This is a genomic window from Stenotrophomonas sp. 107298_Sma, assembly GCF_056480345.1.
This window is the reverse complement of sequence record NZ_CM151094.1, coordinates 380,001-394,361: the sequence shown is the minus strand read 5'-3', so window position 1 is coordinate 394,361 and position 14,361 is coordinate 380,001. Positions and strand designations below refer to the sequence as shown.

At 65.6% G+C, this 14,361-nt stretch carries 9 protein-coding genes and 3 rRNA genes (1 of these 12 cut by a window edge); 4 read left to right on the top strand and 8 right to left on the bottom strand.

Going from position 1 to position 14,361, the window contains the following annotated elements; all coding sequences use genetic code 11:
* Positions 1-10: 10 nt before the first annotated feature.
* Positions 11-487, bottom strand: a complete 477-nt coding sequence (locus tag ACZK2G_RS01825; RefSeq protein ID WP_046983900.1) for a DUF2244 domain-containing protein — start codon at positions 485-487, stop codon at positions 11-13.
* Positions 488-761: 274 nt separating this feature from the next.
* Here ACZK2G_RS01825 and putA point away from each other — a divergent pair, with 274 nt between their 5' ends.
* On the top strand, positions 762-3,980 hold the full coding sequence (gene putA, locus ACZK2G_RS01820; RefSeq protein WP_478474502.1) for a bifunctional proline dehydrogenase/L-glutamate gamma-semialdehyde dehydrogenase PutA: 3,219 nt from the start codon (positions 762-764) through the stop codon (positions 3,978-3,980).
* Between the two features lie 118 nt (positions 3,981-4,098).
* On the opposite strand, the gene pnuC is transcribed toward putA, so the two are convergent.
* Together pnuC and ACZK2G_RS01810 are read right to left on the bottom strand one after the other, a co-directional pair.
* A complete protein-coding gene (gene pnuC / locus ACZK2G_RS01815) occupies positions 4,099-4,671 on the bottom strand; it encodes a nicotinamide riboside transporter PnuC (RefSeq protein ID WP_019338979.1) in 573 nt (190 codons plus the stop codon).
* A gap of 142 nt (positions 4,672-4,813) precedes the next feature.
* Complete coding sequence (locus ACZK2G_RS01810) at positions 4,814-6,163, bottom strand: outer membrane protein transport protein (RefSeq protein WP_046983902.1); 1,350 nt, start codon at positions 6,161-6,163, stop codon at positions 4,814-4,816.
* A gap of 226 nt (positions 6,164-6,389) precedes the next feature.
* On the opposite strand from ACZK2G_RS01810, the gene ACZK2G_RS01805 reads away from it, so the two are divergent.
* On the top strand, positions 6,390-7,082 hold the full coding sequence (locus ACZK2G_RS01805) for a rhomboid family intramembrane serine protease (RefSeq protein WP_004138280.1): 693 nt from the start codon (positions 6,390-6,392) through the stop codon (positions 7,080-7,082).
* 109 nt (positions 7,083-7,191) lie between these two features.
* Here ACZK2G_RS01805 and ACZK2G_RS01800 read toward each other — a convergent pair whose 3' ends face one another.
* Together ACZK2G_RS01800 and ACZK2G_RS01795 are read right to left on the bottom strand one after the other, a co-directional pair.
* Positions 7,192-8,652 (bottom strand): S41 family peptidase, encoded by a 1,461-nt coding sequence (locus ACZK2G_RS01800; protein ID WP_478474500.1) that lies wholly within the window; start codon positions 8,650-8,652, stop codon positions 7,192-7,194.
* A 108-nt stretch (positions 8,653-8,760) separates the two neighbouring features.
* Entirely contained in the window at positions 8,761-10,059 is a 1,299-nt protein-coding gene (locus tag ACZK2G_RS01795) for a murein hydrolase activator EnvC family protein (protein WP_136639625.1), read from the bottom strand.
* 95 nt (positions 10,060-10,154) lie between these two features.
* Between ACZK2G_RS01795 and ACZK2G_RS01790 the strand changes: the two genes are divergently transcribed.
* A complete protein-coding gene (locus ACZK2G_RS01790; protein ID WP_447780708.1) occupies positions 10,155-10,817 on the top strand; it encodes a DUF4097 family beta strand repeat-containing protein in 663 nt (220 codons plus the stop codon).
* An 86-nt stretch (positions 10,818-10,903) separates the two neighbouring features.
* Positions 10,904-12,619, top strand: coding sequence for a M28 family metallopeptidase (locus tag ACZK2G_RS01785; RefSeq protein WP_478474499.1), 1,716 nt, complete (start codon positions 10,904-10,906; stop codon positions 12,617-12,619).
* Positions 12,620-12,970: 351 nt separating this feature from the next.
* Here the strand turns inward: ACZK2G_RS01785 and rrf (ACZK2G_RS01780) are convergent.
* The 3 genes from rrf (ACZK2G_RS01780) to ACZK2G_RS01770 all read right to left on the bottom strand — a co-directional run.
* Positions 12,971-13,085: ribosomal RNA gene (gene rrf / locus ACZK2G_RS01780) — 5S ribosomal RNA — on the bottom strand.
* Positions 13,086-13,217: 132 nt separating this feature from the next.
* A 5S ribosomal RNA gene (rrf, locus tag ACZK2G_RS01775) occupies positions 13,218-13,332 on the bottom strand.
* A gap of 125 nt (positions 13,333-13,457) precedes the next feature.
* Positions 13,458-14,361 (bottom strand): 23S ribosomal RNA (locus ACZK2G_RS01770); it runs 1,976 nt beyond the window's last position.

Genomic DNA, 14,361 nt, shown 5'->3' with positions numbered 1-14,361 from the left:
GCCTAGACCCTTAGCGTCGTCGGTTGCCGCCATCGCTGGCGGCGAGCAAATCTTCAAGCGTTTCAACAAGCGTTTGACGTTCGGCCGGCGCGAGGAAACTCCCCACCTCCACCTGCCGGCCGCTGGATGCCAGCCGGACCTTCTCGTCGTCGGTGAGCAGGCGCACCCAGTGGGGATGGGCCCGGAACACCGGCGATCCACCAGGTACGGGGATGACCTCCACGCACGCTGGCACTACCCGGATCTCCTCCTGCCGTTCACCGCTGCGCCACAACGCGCGCAACGCGACTGCCAACAGCAGGCTGTACAGCAGCGCGAACAGGGGGGCGAATGCATTGCCGGCCAACCACCCGAGGGCGGACACCAGCCACATCGCTCCCGACAACACAGCAAACAACAGGACGAACTGCCGGGCATCGAGCGCCCGTGGGGGACGCAGTCGCAGCTGCGTACCTGATCCATCTGGAGCTGTAAGCACCTCGATCATGTCGCAACCGCGTTCCTGCCGCGGGAAACGTCTCGATGGTAGCCCCGCCCTCTCGCCAGTAGCAAGGGTGCATTCACACTTTTTCCGATGCTGCAACACAGCATGACCCCGGCAACGCGAATGACGAATTCGGCACAAATTCTGCAGGACTTTCTGAACAGGCTGAACCCACCACCGTTAGAGGCTATCAGCCCTTCACGAAGGTGGCTGCGGGGCACTTCCCCAAGACGCAAAAATGATTAAAATCGCCAAGTTTTCCATTGGCCGGACCGGCATGAACGCACCCTTCTCCTCCCCTGCCGCCAGCGACGCTCCGCGTCCCGGCGCGCTGCTGTCGCCGGAACTGCCGGCGTCCCCCAACCCGTTCCGCCAGGCCATCACCGATGGCTGGTTGAAGGACGAGGCCAGCCACGTGCGCGAACTGCTGGCGCAGGCCCGCCTGCCCGCCGAGGAACAGGCCAAGGTGCAGGCGCTGGCCGCCGATCTGGTCGGCCGGGTGCGCGTGCGCGCCAAGGACCAGGGGGCGATCGAAGCCTTCATGCGCCAGTACGACCTGGGCAGCGAGGAAGGCGTGCTGCTGATGTGCGTGGCCGAAGCGCTGCTGCGCATTCCGGACCAGGACACCGCCGACAAGCTGATCCGCGACAAGCTGGCCGATGCCGACTGGGAAAAGCACCTGGGCGGCAGCGACTCGGTGCTGGTCAACGCCTCCACCTGGGGCCTGATGCTGACTGGCAAGCTGGTGCAGATGAACGATGCCACCCGCGCTGATGCGCCCAGCGCGTTCAAGCGCCTGGTCGGCCGCGTGGGTGAACCGGTGGTGCGCCTGGCCGTGCGCCAGGCGATGAAGATCATGGGCCACCAGTTCGTCATGGGCCGCACCATCAGCGAAGCACTGTCGCGCTCGCACAAGGGCGACAACGCCAGCTACCGCTACTCCTTCGACATGCTGGGCGAAGGCGCGCTGACCATGAAGGACGCGCTGCGCTACCTGGAGGACTACCGTCGTGCGATCCACGCCATCGGTGGTGACCACAAGGCCCGCGGTGGCCGCCCGGACGGCGACGTCAACAACGCCCCGGGCATCTCCATCAAGCTGTCGGCGCTGTACCCGCGCTACGAGCACGCCAAGCGCGCGCGCGTGCTGAAGGACCTGGTACCAGGCGTGCTGGAACTGGCACAGCTGGCCAAGAGCTACGGCATCGGCTGCACCGTCGACGCCGAAGAGTCCGATCGCCTGGAACTGTCGCTGGACATCATCGAGCAGGTGTTCGGCGATGCCTCGCTGGCCGGCTGGGATGGCTTCGGCGTGGTCGTGCAGGCTTACCAGAAGCGTACGCCGTACACGATCGACCACCTGGCCGACATGGCGCGCCGCGCCGGTCGTCGCCTGCAGGTGCGCCTGGTCAAGGGTGCCTACTGGGACGCCGAGATCAAGCGCGCGCAGATCGAAGGCTATGCCGGCTACCCGGTGTTCACCCGCAAGCAGAATACCGACGTGTCCTACCTGGCGTGTGCCAAGCGTCTGTTTACCCATGCCGACGCGATCTACCCGATGTTCGCCACGCACAACGCGCACACCATCGCGGCGGTGCGCAGCATCGCCAATGGCGGCGTCTACGAGCACCAGAAGCTGCACGGCATGGGCGACGACCTGTACGCCGAAGTGGTGCCGGCCGACCGCTTGAACCTGCCGTGCCGCGTGTACGCGCCGGTTGGTTCGCATGAAGACCTGCTGCCGTACCTGGTGCGCCGCCTGCTGGAAAACGGCGCCAACTCCAGCTTCGTCAACCGCATCACCGACGAGCGCGTGCCGATCGCCGACCTGATCCGCGATCCGGTCGAGATGGTGTCCTCGTTCGAATCGATTCCGCACCCCAAGATCCCGCTGCCGGTTGACCTGCTGCGCAGCCAGAACCACGACAGGAAGAACTCCATGGGCGCCAACCTCGCCAACGACAACGAACTGCGCGCCCTGGCCGAGCAGCTCAACGCTGCAGTGAAGCCCTGGTCGGCCGCGCCGCTGGTGCCGGGTGCCAACCCGGCCGGCGCCGCACAGCCGGTGACCAACCCCGCCGATACCCGCGAGGTGGTCGGCCAGTGGCAGGCCGCCGATGCCGCCACCGTGCAGAAGGCACTGGCCAATGCCGTGGCCGCACAGCCGGCCTGGAACCGCACCCCGGCGGCCAGCCGCGCTGCCATCCTCGAGCACGCCGCCGACCAGCTGGAAGCGCGCATGCCCGAATTCATGGCGCTGTGCGTGAAGGAAGCCGGCAAGAGCCTGCCCGACGGCATCGCCGAAGTACGCGAAGCCGTGGACTTCCTGCGCTACTACGCCAAGCAGGCACGCGAGCAGTTCAGTCACGCCGAGAAGCTGCCCAGCCCGACCGGCGAATCCAACGAACTGCAGCTGCATGGCCGCGGCGTGTTCGTCTGCATCAGCCCGTGGAACTTCCCGCTGGCGATCTTCCTCGGCCAGGTGGCTGCCGCACTGGCCGCCGGCAACAGCGTCATCGCCAAGCCGGCCGAGCAGACCAACCTGATCGGCTACTACGCAGTGAAGCTGCTGCACGATGCCGGCGTGCCGGCCGACGTGGTGCAGTACCTGCCGGGCGACGGCGCGACCGTGGGCGCCGCGCTGACCGCCGACCCGCGCGTGGCCGGCGTGGCCTTCACCGGCTCCACCGAGACCGCCCGTGCGATCAACCGCGCGATGGCCGCACGTGACGCCGCCATCGGCGTGCTGATTGCCGAAACCGGTGGCCAGAACGCCTTCATCGCCGACTCCTCGGCGCTGCCGGAACAGCTGGTCAAGGATGCGATTGGTTCGGCCTTCACCTCGGCCGGCCAGCGCTGCTCGGCCGCGCGCGTGCTGTTCGTGCAGGACGACATCGCCGACAAGGTGATGACCATGCTGGCCGGTGCGATGAAGGAACTGAAGGTCGGCAACCCCGGCCTGCTGTCCACCGACGTCGGCCCGGTGATCGACGCCGATGCACTGAAGATCCTGCAGGACCACGCCGAACGCATGGACCGCGAAGCGCGCCTGATCGCTGCGGCGGAACTGTCCGCCGAAGCGGCCAACGGCACCTTCTTCGCACCGCGTGCGTACGAACTGAAGGACCTGGGCCAGCTGCAGAAGGAAATCTTCGGGCCGGTCCTGCACGTGATCCGCTGGAAGGGCGACCAGCTCGACGCGGTGATCGACCAGATCAACGCCACCGGCTATGGCCTGACCCTGGGCGTGCATTCGCGCATCGACGAAACCGTCGACCGCATCAGCAACGGCGTCCACGTCGGCAACGTCTACGTCAACCGCAACCAGATCGGTGCGGTGGTCGGCGTGCAGCCGTTCGGCGGCCAGGGCCTGTCCGGCACCGGCCCCAAGGCCGGCGGCCCGCACTACCTGCTGCGCTTCGCCACCGAAAAGACGGTGACGGTGAACACCACCGCTGCCGGCGGCAATGCCTCGCTGCTGACCCTGGGCGACTGATCCCAGGCGTCATGCGGCAAACGAAAAACCCCGCGAAAGCGGGGTTTTTTGTGCCTTGTTTCCTGTAGCGCCGAGCCCATGCTCAGCTTGCACGGTGCAGCCGAGCATGGGCTCGGCGCTACACCCGCATCAGATTGCGCCAGTGGCGCAATGCCACCAGCGCGTTGATCCAGAAGCCCACGTACAGGATCGAGGTCAGGTGCAGGCCACGGCTGTAGTACAGCGGCACCGCGACGGTATTCACCAGCAGCCACACCCACCACGATTCCAGCTTGCGTCGCATCATCAGGATCTGCGCGATCACGCTCAGCACCAGCACCGCCGAATCGATGTACGGCGCATAGGCATTGGTCAGGCGGGTCAGCATCCAGCCGTAGCCGAAGGTCGCCACCACCGCCAGCGGCGCCAGCCAGGCCCATGCACGTGGTCGCAGCGAGGTGATCGGCAGCGGCGCACCATGGTCGCCGCGCAGCCACTGCCACCAGCCCAGCACGCTGATGGCGATGAAGAAGAACTGCAGCACCATGTCGGCATACAGATGCGAGCGCTCGAACACCGCGGCAAACAGCGCACAGCCGACGATGCCCAGCCACCAGGTGTGCACGTTGTTGCGCCCGGCCAGCAGGATCGAGCCGGCGACGGCGATGTTGGCAGCCAGCTCCAGCTGGAAGTTCGGGTCGGACAGGTTCATGGCGCTATTGTCGTGGATCCACGCCGTGGATGGCGGTGCTCTTCAGCAGATCCACGCCACGCGTGGATGACCCGAGGCCACAAAAGAAGAAGGCCCCGCTTGCGCGGGGCCTTCCGTGTACTGCGTCAGGCGGAAGCCCGAATCAGAACTTGTACTGGAACGAAGCTGCCAGCACGTCGCCACGGACCTTGTACTTGCCCGACAGCGAGTTGCCCTGGTTGGCGGTGGTCGCCGGCACGTTCACGTTCGGATCGCTGGTGAACAGGTGGGTATAACCAATGTTCCACTCGGTGTTCTGCGACGGGGTCCAGCCCACGCCCAGCGACAGCCACTTGCGGCTGGTATCCGGCACGCGGACGTCGCGGTGGGCGTCGGTGGTCGGGGTCTGGTCCAGTGCAACACCACCGCGCAGGGTGACGGTGTCGCTCAGCTTGTAGTCGGCGCCCAGCGACACGAAGGTGGTGTCGCGGTAGCCGAACTCCAGAACCGAATCGGGCTGCGGCGAAGCGTAGTCAACGGTCACGCTGTCAAACGCGGTCGACCAGGCGGTACGGGTCACGTCGCCCATCACGGTCCAGCGGTCGTTGACCTTGTGGGTCACGCTCAGGGTGGCCGAGGCCGGCATGGTCACCGTGGCCTTGCCGCTGGTGTCCATGAACCAACCGCGAGTACGCGGCGAGTTGGTCAGCAGGGAACGGGCGCGGTCGGCGCCGCTGAAGGTCGCATCACCACCGGTGATCTTGTGCTCGACCTTGGAACGGTAGCTCAGGCCGATGTGGGTGTTCTCGTCGATCGAGAACAGGCCACCAACGGTCCAGCCCACGGCATTGTTGTCACCCTCGATCTTCAGGGTGCCATCCGAACTGCCCGGGGCGAAGCCCGGAGCACCGGCGCCGGCCAGGATGCTGCCGTAGTCGACGGCGTTGCTCAGCTCGATGGTCAGGTGCTCGACGAACACCGACGCGCCGAAGGACACGTACGGGTTGACGTCATACGATGCGGCGAAGCCGAGGTCGATGGCCTTCAGGTCGGTCTTCAGGCCGCTGTAGCGACCGACCCAACCGTTGTCGTATTCGGTCTTGAAGCCGAACGGTGCGGTCAGCGACACACCGAAGTGGGCCTTCTCGCCGACCGGCATGTGGAAGTACGCGGCCGGAACCGGAGCGATCATGCCGGCGTCGCCGCCGTCACCACCGGTCTGCGGGCGGCCTGCCGCATTGCGGCCCTGGCCCTTGAACTCGGCCTTGAAGCTGATGGCGCTCAGGTCGCCCTGGACCATCGTGCCTTCCAGCTGGCGCATGCCGGCCGGGTTGACGGCGATGATGGAGGCGTCGCCCTCGGCGCTGCCGGAACCGGCGAACGCGCGGCCGAGGCCCTTGGCGCTGTTTTCCTTCAGCTGGAAGGCGGCAGCGTTGGCATCGGCGGCGGCCAGCGCACCGGCAACGCCGACGGCCAGCAGGGTCAGTCGGGCAATGGTGGAAGCGGTTTGCATCGTAGTTCTCTCTCCGGTAAGCGGTGATGGTGCTCTGAGTGCGCCTGCGCCCGGCAGGCCTTGGGGCCCTTCGGAGCGCGCCGGATTCCCCTCCCGACATACGACGCCGTATGCGAGTATTACCCAGAGCTGTTAATGAAACAATAACAGCGCAGGCGCTTTTTTCGTCTCAAAAGCTGAACAGGACAAATCCCGCCGCAGGCGCCCGCACGCTAGGCTATTGCCCATGTTCGTCTCCCTCCCGTCGCGCAAGAAGGCGGCCCTGCGCTGGGCCACGCCCGTGCTGTTTGCGGCACTGTGGCTGGCGTTCCTGTGGTCGATCTCGCGTCCGGACGACGCCCGGGGCAGCCTCTGGCTGGACTGGGGCGCCCTGTCCACCGGCCTGACCCATCCGCTGGACTGGTGGGCGACCCTGCAGGACGGCAGCGTGCTGCGACTGTTCACGGCCCTGTTCCTGCACGCAGACTGGTCACACCTGCTGGGCAACCTGGTGTTCCTGTTGATCTTCGGCCTGCCCGCCGAACGGGTGCTGGGCCCGTGGCGGTTGCTGCTGCTGTTCCTGGTCGGCGGTGCGGTCTCCAACCTGGTGGCGATCTACACCATGGGCAGCCCGGACCAGATCATCATCGGCGCCAGCGGCGCGGTCTCGGCCTTGATCGGCGCCTACCTGGCGCTGTTCCCGGGCGCGCGGCTGGGCGTGGTGATCCCGCTCGGCCTGTTCTTGGAGTTCGTGCGCGCCCCGGCCTACCTGCTGATCGGCGTCTGGGCCGCCCTGCAGGTGGTGTTCGCCCACATCGGCCCGAGCTTCGGCATGGTCGCCTGGTGGGCGCACATCGGTGGCTTCATGTTCGGCCTGGTGTACGGGGTCTACGTGCGCGCCGCGATCGCCCGCAAGCTGCGCAAGCGCCACGGATTCTGACCGGTCCGGTGGTGCCGGCCGCTGGCCAGCTCCACGCTCACCCGCTCGTTCGTAGCGTCAAGCGTGCTCGACTGCGGGTTTCGTCGCCGGGCATGGCCCGGCACTACCGTCAGGGCTTGACCGGGGCCGGAGCGGGCTTTGCTTCCGGCTTGCTCTCCGCCTTCGGCTCGGCCTTCGCATCCGGCGTGGCCTCCGGCTTCGCGGCCGCCGTTTTCGCAGCCTTGGCCGCAGCGGCCTTCGCCGCTTCGGCCTTCAACCGTGCAGCCACCGAACCGGGATTCTTCAGCTCGGCCAGCGCATCGTTGATCGGGCCATCACCCGGCAGTACCGCACCGGCGTGGTAGCCCTCGGTGCCTTCGTCGTCGCCGCGCAGGTGGCCCGGCAGGGTCGCTTCGCTGTAGTCGCTCAGGCTGGCCGGCAGCGCCTCTTCTTCCGGGCGCGCCGCAGGCTTCAGCTCGACCTCCGGCACGATACCGGTGGCCTGGATCGACTTGCCGCTGGGCGTGTAATAGCGCGCCGTGGTCAGCTTCACCGAATCGCCGTTGTCCAGCGGCAGCACGGTCTGCACCGAGCCCTTGCCGAAGGTGCGGCTGCCGACCACGCGCGCACGCTTGTTGTCGCGCAGCGCGCCGGCCAGCACTTCCGATGCGCTGGCCGAACCAGCGTCGACCAGCACCACCACCGGTGCGCCCTTCAACAGATCGCCAGGGGTCGCATCGAAGCGTGCATCGCTGATGCTGATGCGGCCACGGGTGCTGACGATATTGCCCTTGTCGAGCAGATCATCGGCCACCTGCACGGCGGCGGTCAGCAGGCCACCCGGGTTGCTGCGCAGATCCAGCACCAGACCCTTGAGCTGACCACCGGACTGCTTCTGCAGCTGCTGCACGTGCTTCTGGAAATCAGAACCGGTATCGGCCTGGAAGGTGCTCAGGCGGATGTAGGCGTAACCCGGTTCGAGCATGCGGCTCTTCACACTGGTCACGCGGATGGTCTGGCGGGTGAGGCTGACATCGAACGGCTTGGGCTTGCCTTCGCGCACGATGGTCAGCACCACCTTGCTTCCGGCGGCGCCCCGCAGCGGCTCGCTGGCGTCGATCGCGCTGATCGGCTTGCCATCGATGGCGATGATCAGGTCACCAGCGAGGATGCCGGCCTTGGCCGCCGGCGTGTCGTCGATCGGCGCGATCACCTTCATGCTGGCGTTGTCCGGCTGCTGCTGCAGCTCCACGCCAATGCCTTCGTAGGCGCCGCTGGCCTGTTCGTCGAAAGCCTGCGCGTCTTCCTTGTTGAAATAGGTGCTGTGCGGATCAAGGTCGAGCAGCAGGCCGCGCACCGCCGACTGCATCAGCTTCTTGTCATCGACCGGGTCGACGTAGGCGGCACGCACCGCGTTGTACACGGCCACGAAACGGCGGATCTCTTCCAGCGGCACCTTCGAGGTCACCGCCTCCTCGCTGTTCGCCGCCTGCCCGCTGGTTTCCTGGCTCGGGGCGGGCGCGGTCTGCTGCGCCCAGGACAGCGCTGGCAACAGAGCCAGCAAGAGGGTGGCGGTACGGGCTGCGCGCATGGATCACTCCTGTCGACGATGGCATCGTGCCCAAGGCACATGCGCCGATTATGCGCGAAGCACAGCTAAATTCCCGTTGAATCCGCCATGCCTGCGGTAGCGCTGGATTCAGCGCCGCTGCAGCCAGCTGTCCGGATTGACCGGCTGCCCGCCACGCCGCAGCTCGAAGTACAGCGCGGTCACGCCCTGGCCGCCGGAATTACCGACCTTGGCCACCGCGTCGCCACGACTGACCCGGGCACCGGCATCCTTCAGCAGGGTGTCGTTGTGGGCATACAGGCTCATGTAGCCGTTGCCGTGGTCGACGATCAGGATCATGCCGTAGCCGGTCATCCAGTCGGAGAACACCACGGTGCCATCGGCCACCGCAGTAACGGTACTGCCGGCCGGTGCACCGATCAGCACACCGCTGCTGGTGCGGCCGTCAGGCAACTTGCCGCCATAGCGCGCCAGCAGATTGCCGGACAACGGCCAGCCCAGGCCTCCAACCTTCGGCGCAGGCGCCGAGGCCACGGCAGGCGGCACCTTGGTGGGCGGCGGCGGCCGTCCCTGTGCCGCCGCCTGGCGTGCGGCACGTTCGGCGGCGGCCTTCTCCGCTGCCGCACGGCGCGCAGCCGCGCGACGCTCGGCCTCGGCACGGGCGGCGGCCGCACGCAGATTGGCCAGCAGCGTTTCCAGCGCCTTGGCATCCTGGCCCAGCGCCTGTTCTTTCTCGCGCTGGTCCTTGAAGCGCTCGTCCAGCGAGGCAACAGTCTTTGCGCGATCGCGGCGGTCGACTTCCAGCGCCGCTGCCTGCTGCTTCTGGTTCTGCTGCGCGCCCTGCAGCTTCTGCTTGCGCTCAGCGATCTGCGCCTGCAGCGCCTCCAGCTCCTTCAGGTCAGCAGTCAGCGCGGTGATGCGCTTTGCCCGCTCGCGCTGCAGGTAGCGGTGGTAGGCCAGGGCGCGATTGGCATCGGCCACCGTGTCCTGCGACAGCAGCAGCTTCAACGGTGCGTGGTTGCCCAGCTGGTAGGCCGCACGCAGCAGGCCGGCCAGCTCGCGATGCTGCTGGGCGAGGTTGGCCTGCAGCGTGCTGCGGCGTTGTTCGGCCTCGGCCAGGGCCCTTCCCTGCTCGCGCAGCGCGGTTTCTGTCTGCGCAAGCGCACGGCCGGTGCGGGCCACCTTCTCATCCGCCTCGCGCAGCTGCTGTGATGCCTGGCCGCGCTGCCCTTCGATCTGCCGGCGCTCCTGCGCCACGCCCTTCAGTTCGGTGCGCAGCTTCTGCAGCTTGCGCTCGGTCTCGCGGGTGGTCTGCGCAGCACCGGGCAAGGGCAGGGCAAGGGCCAACGCCAGCCCCAGCAGCAGGCAGCGCCCGCCGCGGATGGCGGCGATGTGATGTCGGCGTGATGGGAAGGCGTTGTCGCGCAAGGGCTTTCCAGTGACTTCAGGCAGTTGCAGGGGGTACCGGGGAATGGTGACATCTCCGCACGCGGCCTGCCAGCCGCACATCCATCGAGGTCCCCATGAAAACTCTTTCCATTCCGCTGCTGTTGGGCGTGCTGCTGGCCACCGGGCCGGTTGCGGCCCAGGAAGACATCAGCAAGGTCAACGGCAGCATCAGCGCCGACGCCGGCCAGCGCTACGGCAAACTGGATACCGTCAACGGCGGCATCCGTGTCGGCGAAGGCGTCGAGACCGGCAGTATCGACACCGTCAATGGTGGGGTGAAGGTCGCCGACCGCGCACGCACCGGCCAGATCGAGACGGTCAACGGCGGCGTGCGCCTGGGCCGCGAGGTGATCGCCCGTGGCGACGTCAGCACGGTTAACGGCAGCATCTTCAGCGATCGCGGCAGCCAGATCGAAGGCGGCGTCGAAACCGTGAACGGTGGCATCGGCCTGGTCGAAAGCCGCGTCGGCAAGGACGTGGAGACCGTCAACGGCGATATCACCGTCGGCATCGGTTCGCAGGTGAACGGTGGCGTGCATGTGCGCAAGCCGAACTTCAGCGTCTCGCTCACCGCCAGCCGCAAGCCGCGCGTGATCATCGGCCCGAACGCCGTGGTCAACGGCCCACTGCAGTTCGAACGCGAGGTGGTGCTGTACGTGCATCGCACCGCTCGTATCGGGCCGGTCACCGGCGCCGAGCCGATCCCGTTCGACGCCGAAACCGCTCCGGCGGATTGAGCGCACCGGGCCATTCGGTTCGGTGATACTCGCTGTTACCGGCCACGCACGAGGTGTGGCCGCCCTTTGTTTTCCAGGAATCGACGATGCCCCGCAAACTCCTCCTGTGCCTGGCCGCTGCGGCCGCGCTCAGTGCCTGCAAAGGCGAAGATACTCCGGCGCCCGCGCCGGCCACTGACACTGCCGCTGCGAAGCCGGCAGCCCATTCGTTCTCGCCGGAAATCAACGCCGGGGACTTCGCCGAGATGGTCAAGACCCTGGCCTCGGATGAGTTCGAAGGTCGCGCCCCGGGTAGCAAGGGCGAAGAACTGACGGTCAACTACATCCGTGACCAGATGCAGCGCATCGGCCTGCAGCCCGGCAACGGCGACAGCTGGTTCCAGGACGTGCCGATGACTGAGACCACGGCCAACGAATCGACCGTGCTGAAGATCACCCAGGGCGGCAAAACCACCGAACTGAAGTTCGGTACCGACATGGTGGTGGGCACCCGTACCGGCCAGGCCGAAGTGAAGGTCGACGCCAGCGACCTGGTGTTCGTTGGCTACGGCGTCGATGCGCCGGAGCAGAAGTGGAACGACTACGCCGGCCAGGACTGGAAGGGCAAGACGGTCGTCATGTTCGTCAACGATCCGGGCTTCCACGTCGATGACGCGAAGCTGTTCGACGGCAAGCGCATGACCTACTACGGCCGCTGGACCTACAAGTTCGAGGAAGCCGCACGCAAGGGCGCCGCCGCCGCGCTGATCGTGCACGACACCGCCGGCGCCTCCTATGGCTGGGACGTGGTGAAGAACTCCTGGGCGGGCCCGCAGTACGACCTGCCGGCCAAGGACGACCCGGAAGCCCGCATCCCGGTGCAGGGCTGGCTGAGTGCGGAAGCCGCCAAGGCATTGTTCGCCGGCGCCGGCCTGGACCTGGCACAGGCGTACAAGGACGCCAGCAAGCGCGGCTTCAAGCCGGTTCCGCTGAAGGCCACCGCCGCGGTCGACCTGAAGAGCCAGATCGCGCGGAAGCAGTCGCGCAATGTGGTGGGCGTGCTGCCGGGCAGCAAGCGTGCCGACGAGGCCGTGCTGTACATGGCGCACTGGGACCACCTGGGCAAGCACGAGGGCGAGACCGGCGACAACATCTACAACGGTGCAGTCGACAATGCGACCGGCGTGGCCGGCATCCTCGAGGTGGCTGAAGCAATGGCCCACCAGGATCCGAAGCCGGAGCGTTCGGTGGTGTTCCTGGCGGTGACCCTGGAAGAATCCGGCCTGCTGGGTTCGAAGTACTACGTCACGCACCCCACCTTCCCGCTGGACAAGATCGCCGGCGTGATCAACATCGATGCGATGTCGGTGGCTGGCCGTGCCAAGGATGTGACTGTCACCGGTTTCGGCAGCTCGGAGCTGGAAGACATTCTCAAGCCGCTGGCCGCGGCCCAGGACCGTACCCTGCACGGTGAGACCTCGGTGCAGAGTGGCTTCTACTTCCGCTCGGATCACTTCAACTTCGCCAAGGCCGGCGTGCCGGCCCTGTACGCCGATGGTGGCGAGGACCTGCGCGAGGGTGGCGTGGACGCCGGCCGCAAGGCTGCAGCCGACTACGGCGCCAACCGCTACCACGGCCCGAAGGACGAGTTCGACGCGGCCACCTGGAAGCTGGACGGGACTGTCGAAGACCTGCAACTGATGTACGGCGTCGGCAAGGAACTGGCCGGCGGCGATCGTTGGCCGAACTGGTATGCAGGCAACCCGTTCAAGGCGGCCCGCGATGCAATGATGAAGGACAAGGCACCGGCTGCGGCGAAGTAGCGTCGAGCCTGCTCGACTCAGTACTGAAGCAATCCAAAGCGGCGCCCGCAAGGGCGCCGCTTTTTTGTGCGTGCGATTGCAGCGCGGTGGTAGATGCCAACCTTGGTTGGCGCCGCTCTTTGCGGGAACAATCCATCCACGCATTGCGTGGATCTACTGTGGGTTCGCCTGCCCTAGGTAGCTGCCAACCTTGGTTGGCGCCGTGATTCCTCGCGGAGGGCATCCACGCATGTCGTGGATCTACCGGGTGATGTAACGCCATCGGGTTGCCGGCCAGCGGCCGGCACTACCCGCATTTCCTGCGCACAAAGAAAAACCCCGCTGCGTGAGCAGCGGGGTTTTGGGTGTAAACCCTGGCGATGACCTACTCTCGCATGGCTTAGGCCACACTACCATCGGCGCAGCTACGTTTCACTTCCGAGTTCGGGATGGGATCGGGTGGTTCCATAGCGCTAATTTCACCAGGGAGACGGTTGCAGCAGCGCTTGCAGCGCCAGCATCGCGATCTTGCCCTCGGGGCGGAAGCCACTCAAAAAGCAGTGCCTTCACTTAATAAGAAAAACCCCGCTGCGTGAGCAGCGGGGTTCTCGGGTATAAACCCTGGCGATGACCTACTCTCGCATGGCTTAGGCCACACTACCATCGGCGCAGCTACGTTTCACTTCCGAGTTCGGGATGGGATCGGGTGGTTCCATAGCGCTAATTTCACCAGGGAGGCTTTTGGAGAGTCGCACTCGTCCCGGAGGACAAGGCGCCAGCCTCGCATAGTTCTTGTGACGTAGCGTGCACTTGGATGCTCTTACGACGTTGTCGTAAAGCCAAGGCAACTTGAGGTTATATGGTCAAGCCACACGGATCATTAGTATCAGTTAGCTCAATACATTGCTGTACTTACACACCTGACCTATCAACCACATAGTCTATATGGTTCCTTCAGGGGGCTTGTGCCCCGGGAGATCTCATCTTGAGGCGCGCTTCCCGCTTAGATGCTTTCAGCGGTTATCGCTTCCGAACATAGCTACCCGGCAATGCCACTGGCGTGACAACCGGAACACCAGAGGTTCGTCCACTCCGGTCCTCTCGTACTAGGAGCAGCCCCTCTCAAATCTCCAACGCCCATGGCAGATAGGGACCGAACTGTCTCACGACGTTCTGAACCCAGCTCGCGTACCACTTTAAATGGCGAACAGCCATACCCTTGGGACCGACTACAGCCCCAGGATGTGATGAGCCGACATCGAGGTGCCAAACACCGCCGTCGATATGAACTCTTGGGCGGTATCAGCCTGTTATCCCCGGAGTACCTTTTATCCGTTGAGCGATGGCCCTTCCATACAGAACCACCGGATCACTAAGTCCTAGTTTCCTACCTGCTTGATCCGTCGATCTTGCAGTCAAGCACGCTTATGCCTTTGCACACAGTGCGCGATGTCCGACCGCGCTGAGCGTACCTTCGAGCTCCTCCGTTACTCTTTAGGAGGAGACCGCCCCAGTCAAACTACCCACCATACACGGTCCCCGACCCAGATAATGGGCCCAGGTTAGAACGTCAAGCACGACAGGGTGGTATTTCAAGGATGGCTCCACTGCAGCTAGCGCCACAGTTTCATAGCCTCCCACCTATCCTACACAGACGAACTCAACGTTCAGTGTAAAGCTATAGTAAAGGTTCACGGGGTCTTTCCGTCTTGCCACGGGAACGCTGCATCTTCACAGCGATTTCAATTTCACTGAGTCTCGGG

Bases quoted from the DNA above. Each gene is read 5' to 3' on its own strand.
- ACZK2G_RS01810 (WP_046983902.1), bottom strand. From the start codon at position 6,163: ATGCAAACCGCTTCCACCATTGCCCGACTGACCCTGCTGGCCGTCGGC.
- ACZK2G_RS01805 (WP_004138280.1), top strand. From the start codon at position 6,390: ATGTTCGTCTCCCTCCCGTCGCGCAAGAAGGCGGCCCTGCGCTGGGCC.
- ACZK2G_RS01785 (WP_478474499.1), top strand. From the start codon at position 10,904: ATGCCCCGCAAACTCCTCCTGTGCCTGGCCGCTGCGGCCGCGCTCAGT.
- ACZK2G_RS01790 (WP_447780708.1), top strand. From the start codon at position 10,155: ATGAAAACTCTTTCCATTCCGCTGCTGTTGGGCGTGCTGCTGGCCACC.
- ACZK2G_RS01825 (WP_046983900.1), bottom strand. From the start codon at position 487: ATGATCGAGGTGCTTACAGCTCCAGATGGATCAGGTACGCAGCTGCGA.
- pnuC (WP_019338979.1), bottom strand. From the start codon at position 4,671: ATGAACCTGTCCGACCCGAACTTCCAGCTGGAGCTGGCTGCCAACATC.
- putA (WP_478474502.1), top strand. From the start codon at position 762: ATGAACGCACCCTTCTCCTCCCCTGCCGCCAGCGACGCTCCGCGTCCC.
- ACZK2G_RS01800 (WP_478474500.1), bottom strand. From the start codon at position 8,652: ATGCGCGCAGCCCGTACCGCCACCCTCTTGCTGGCTCTGTTGCCAGCG.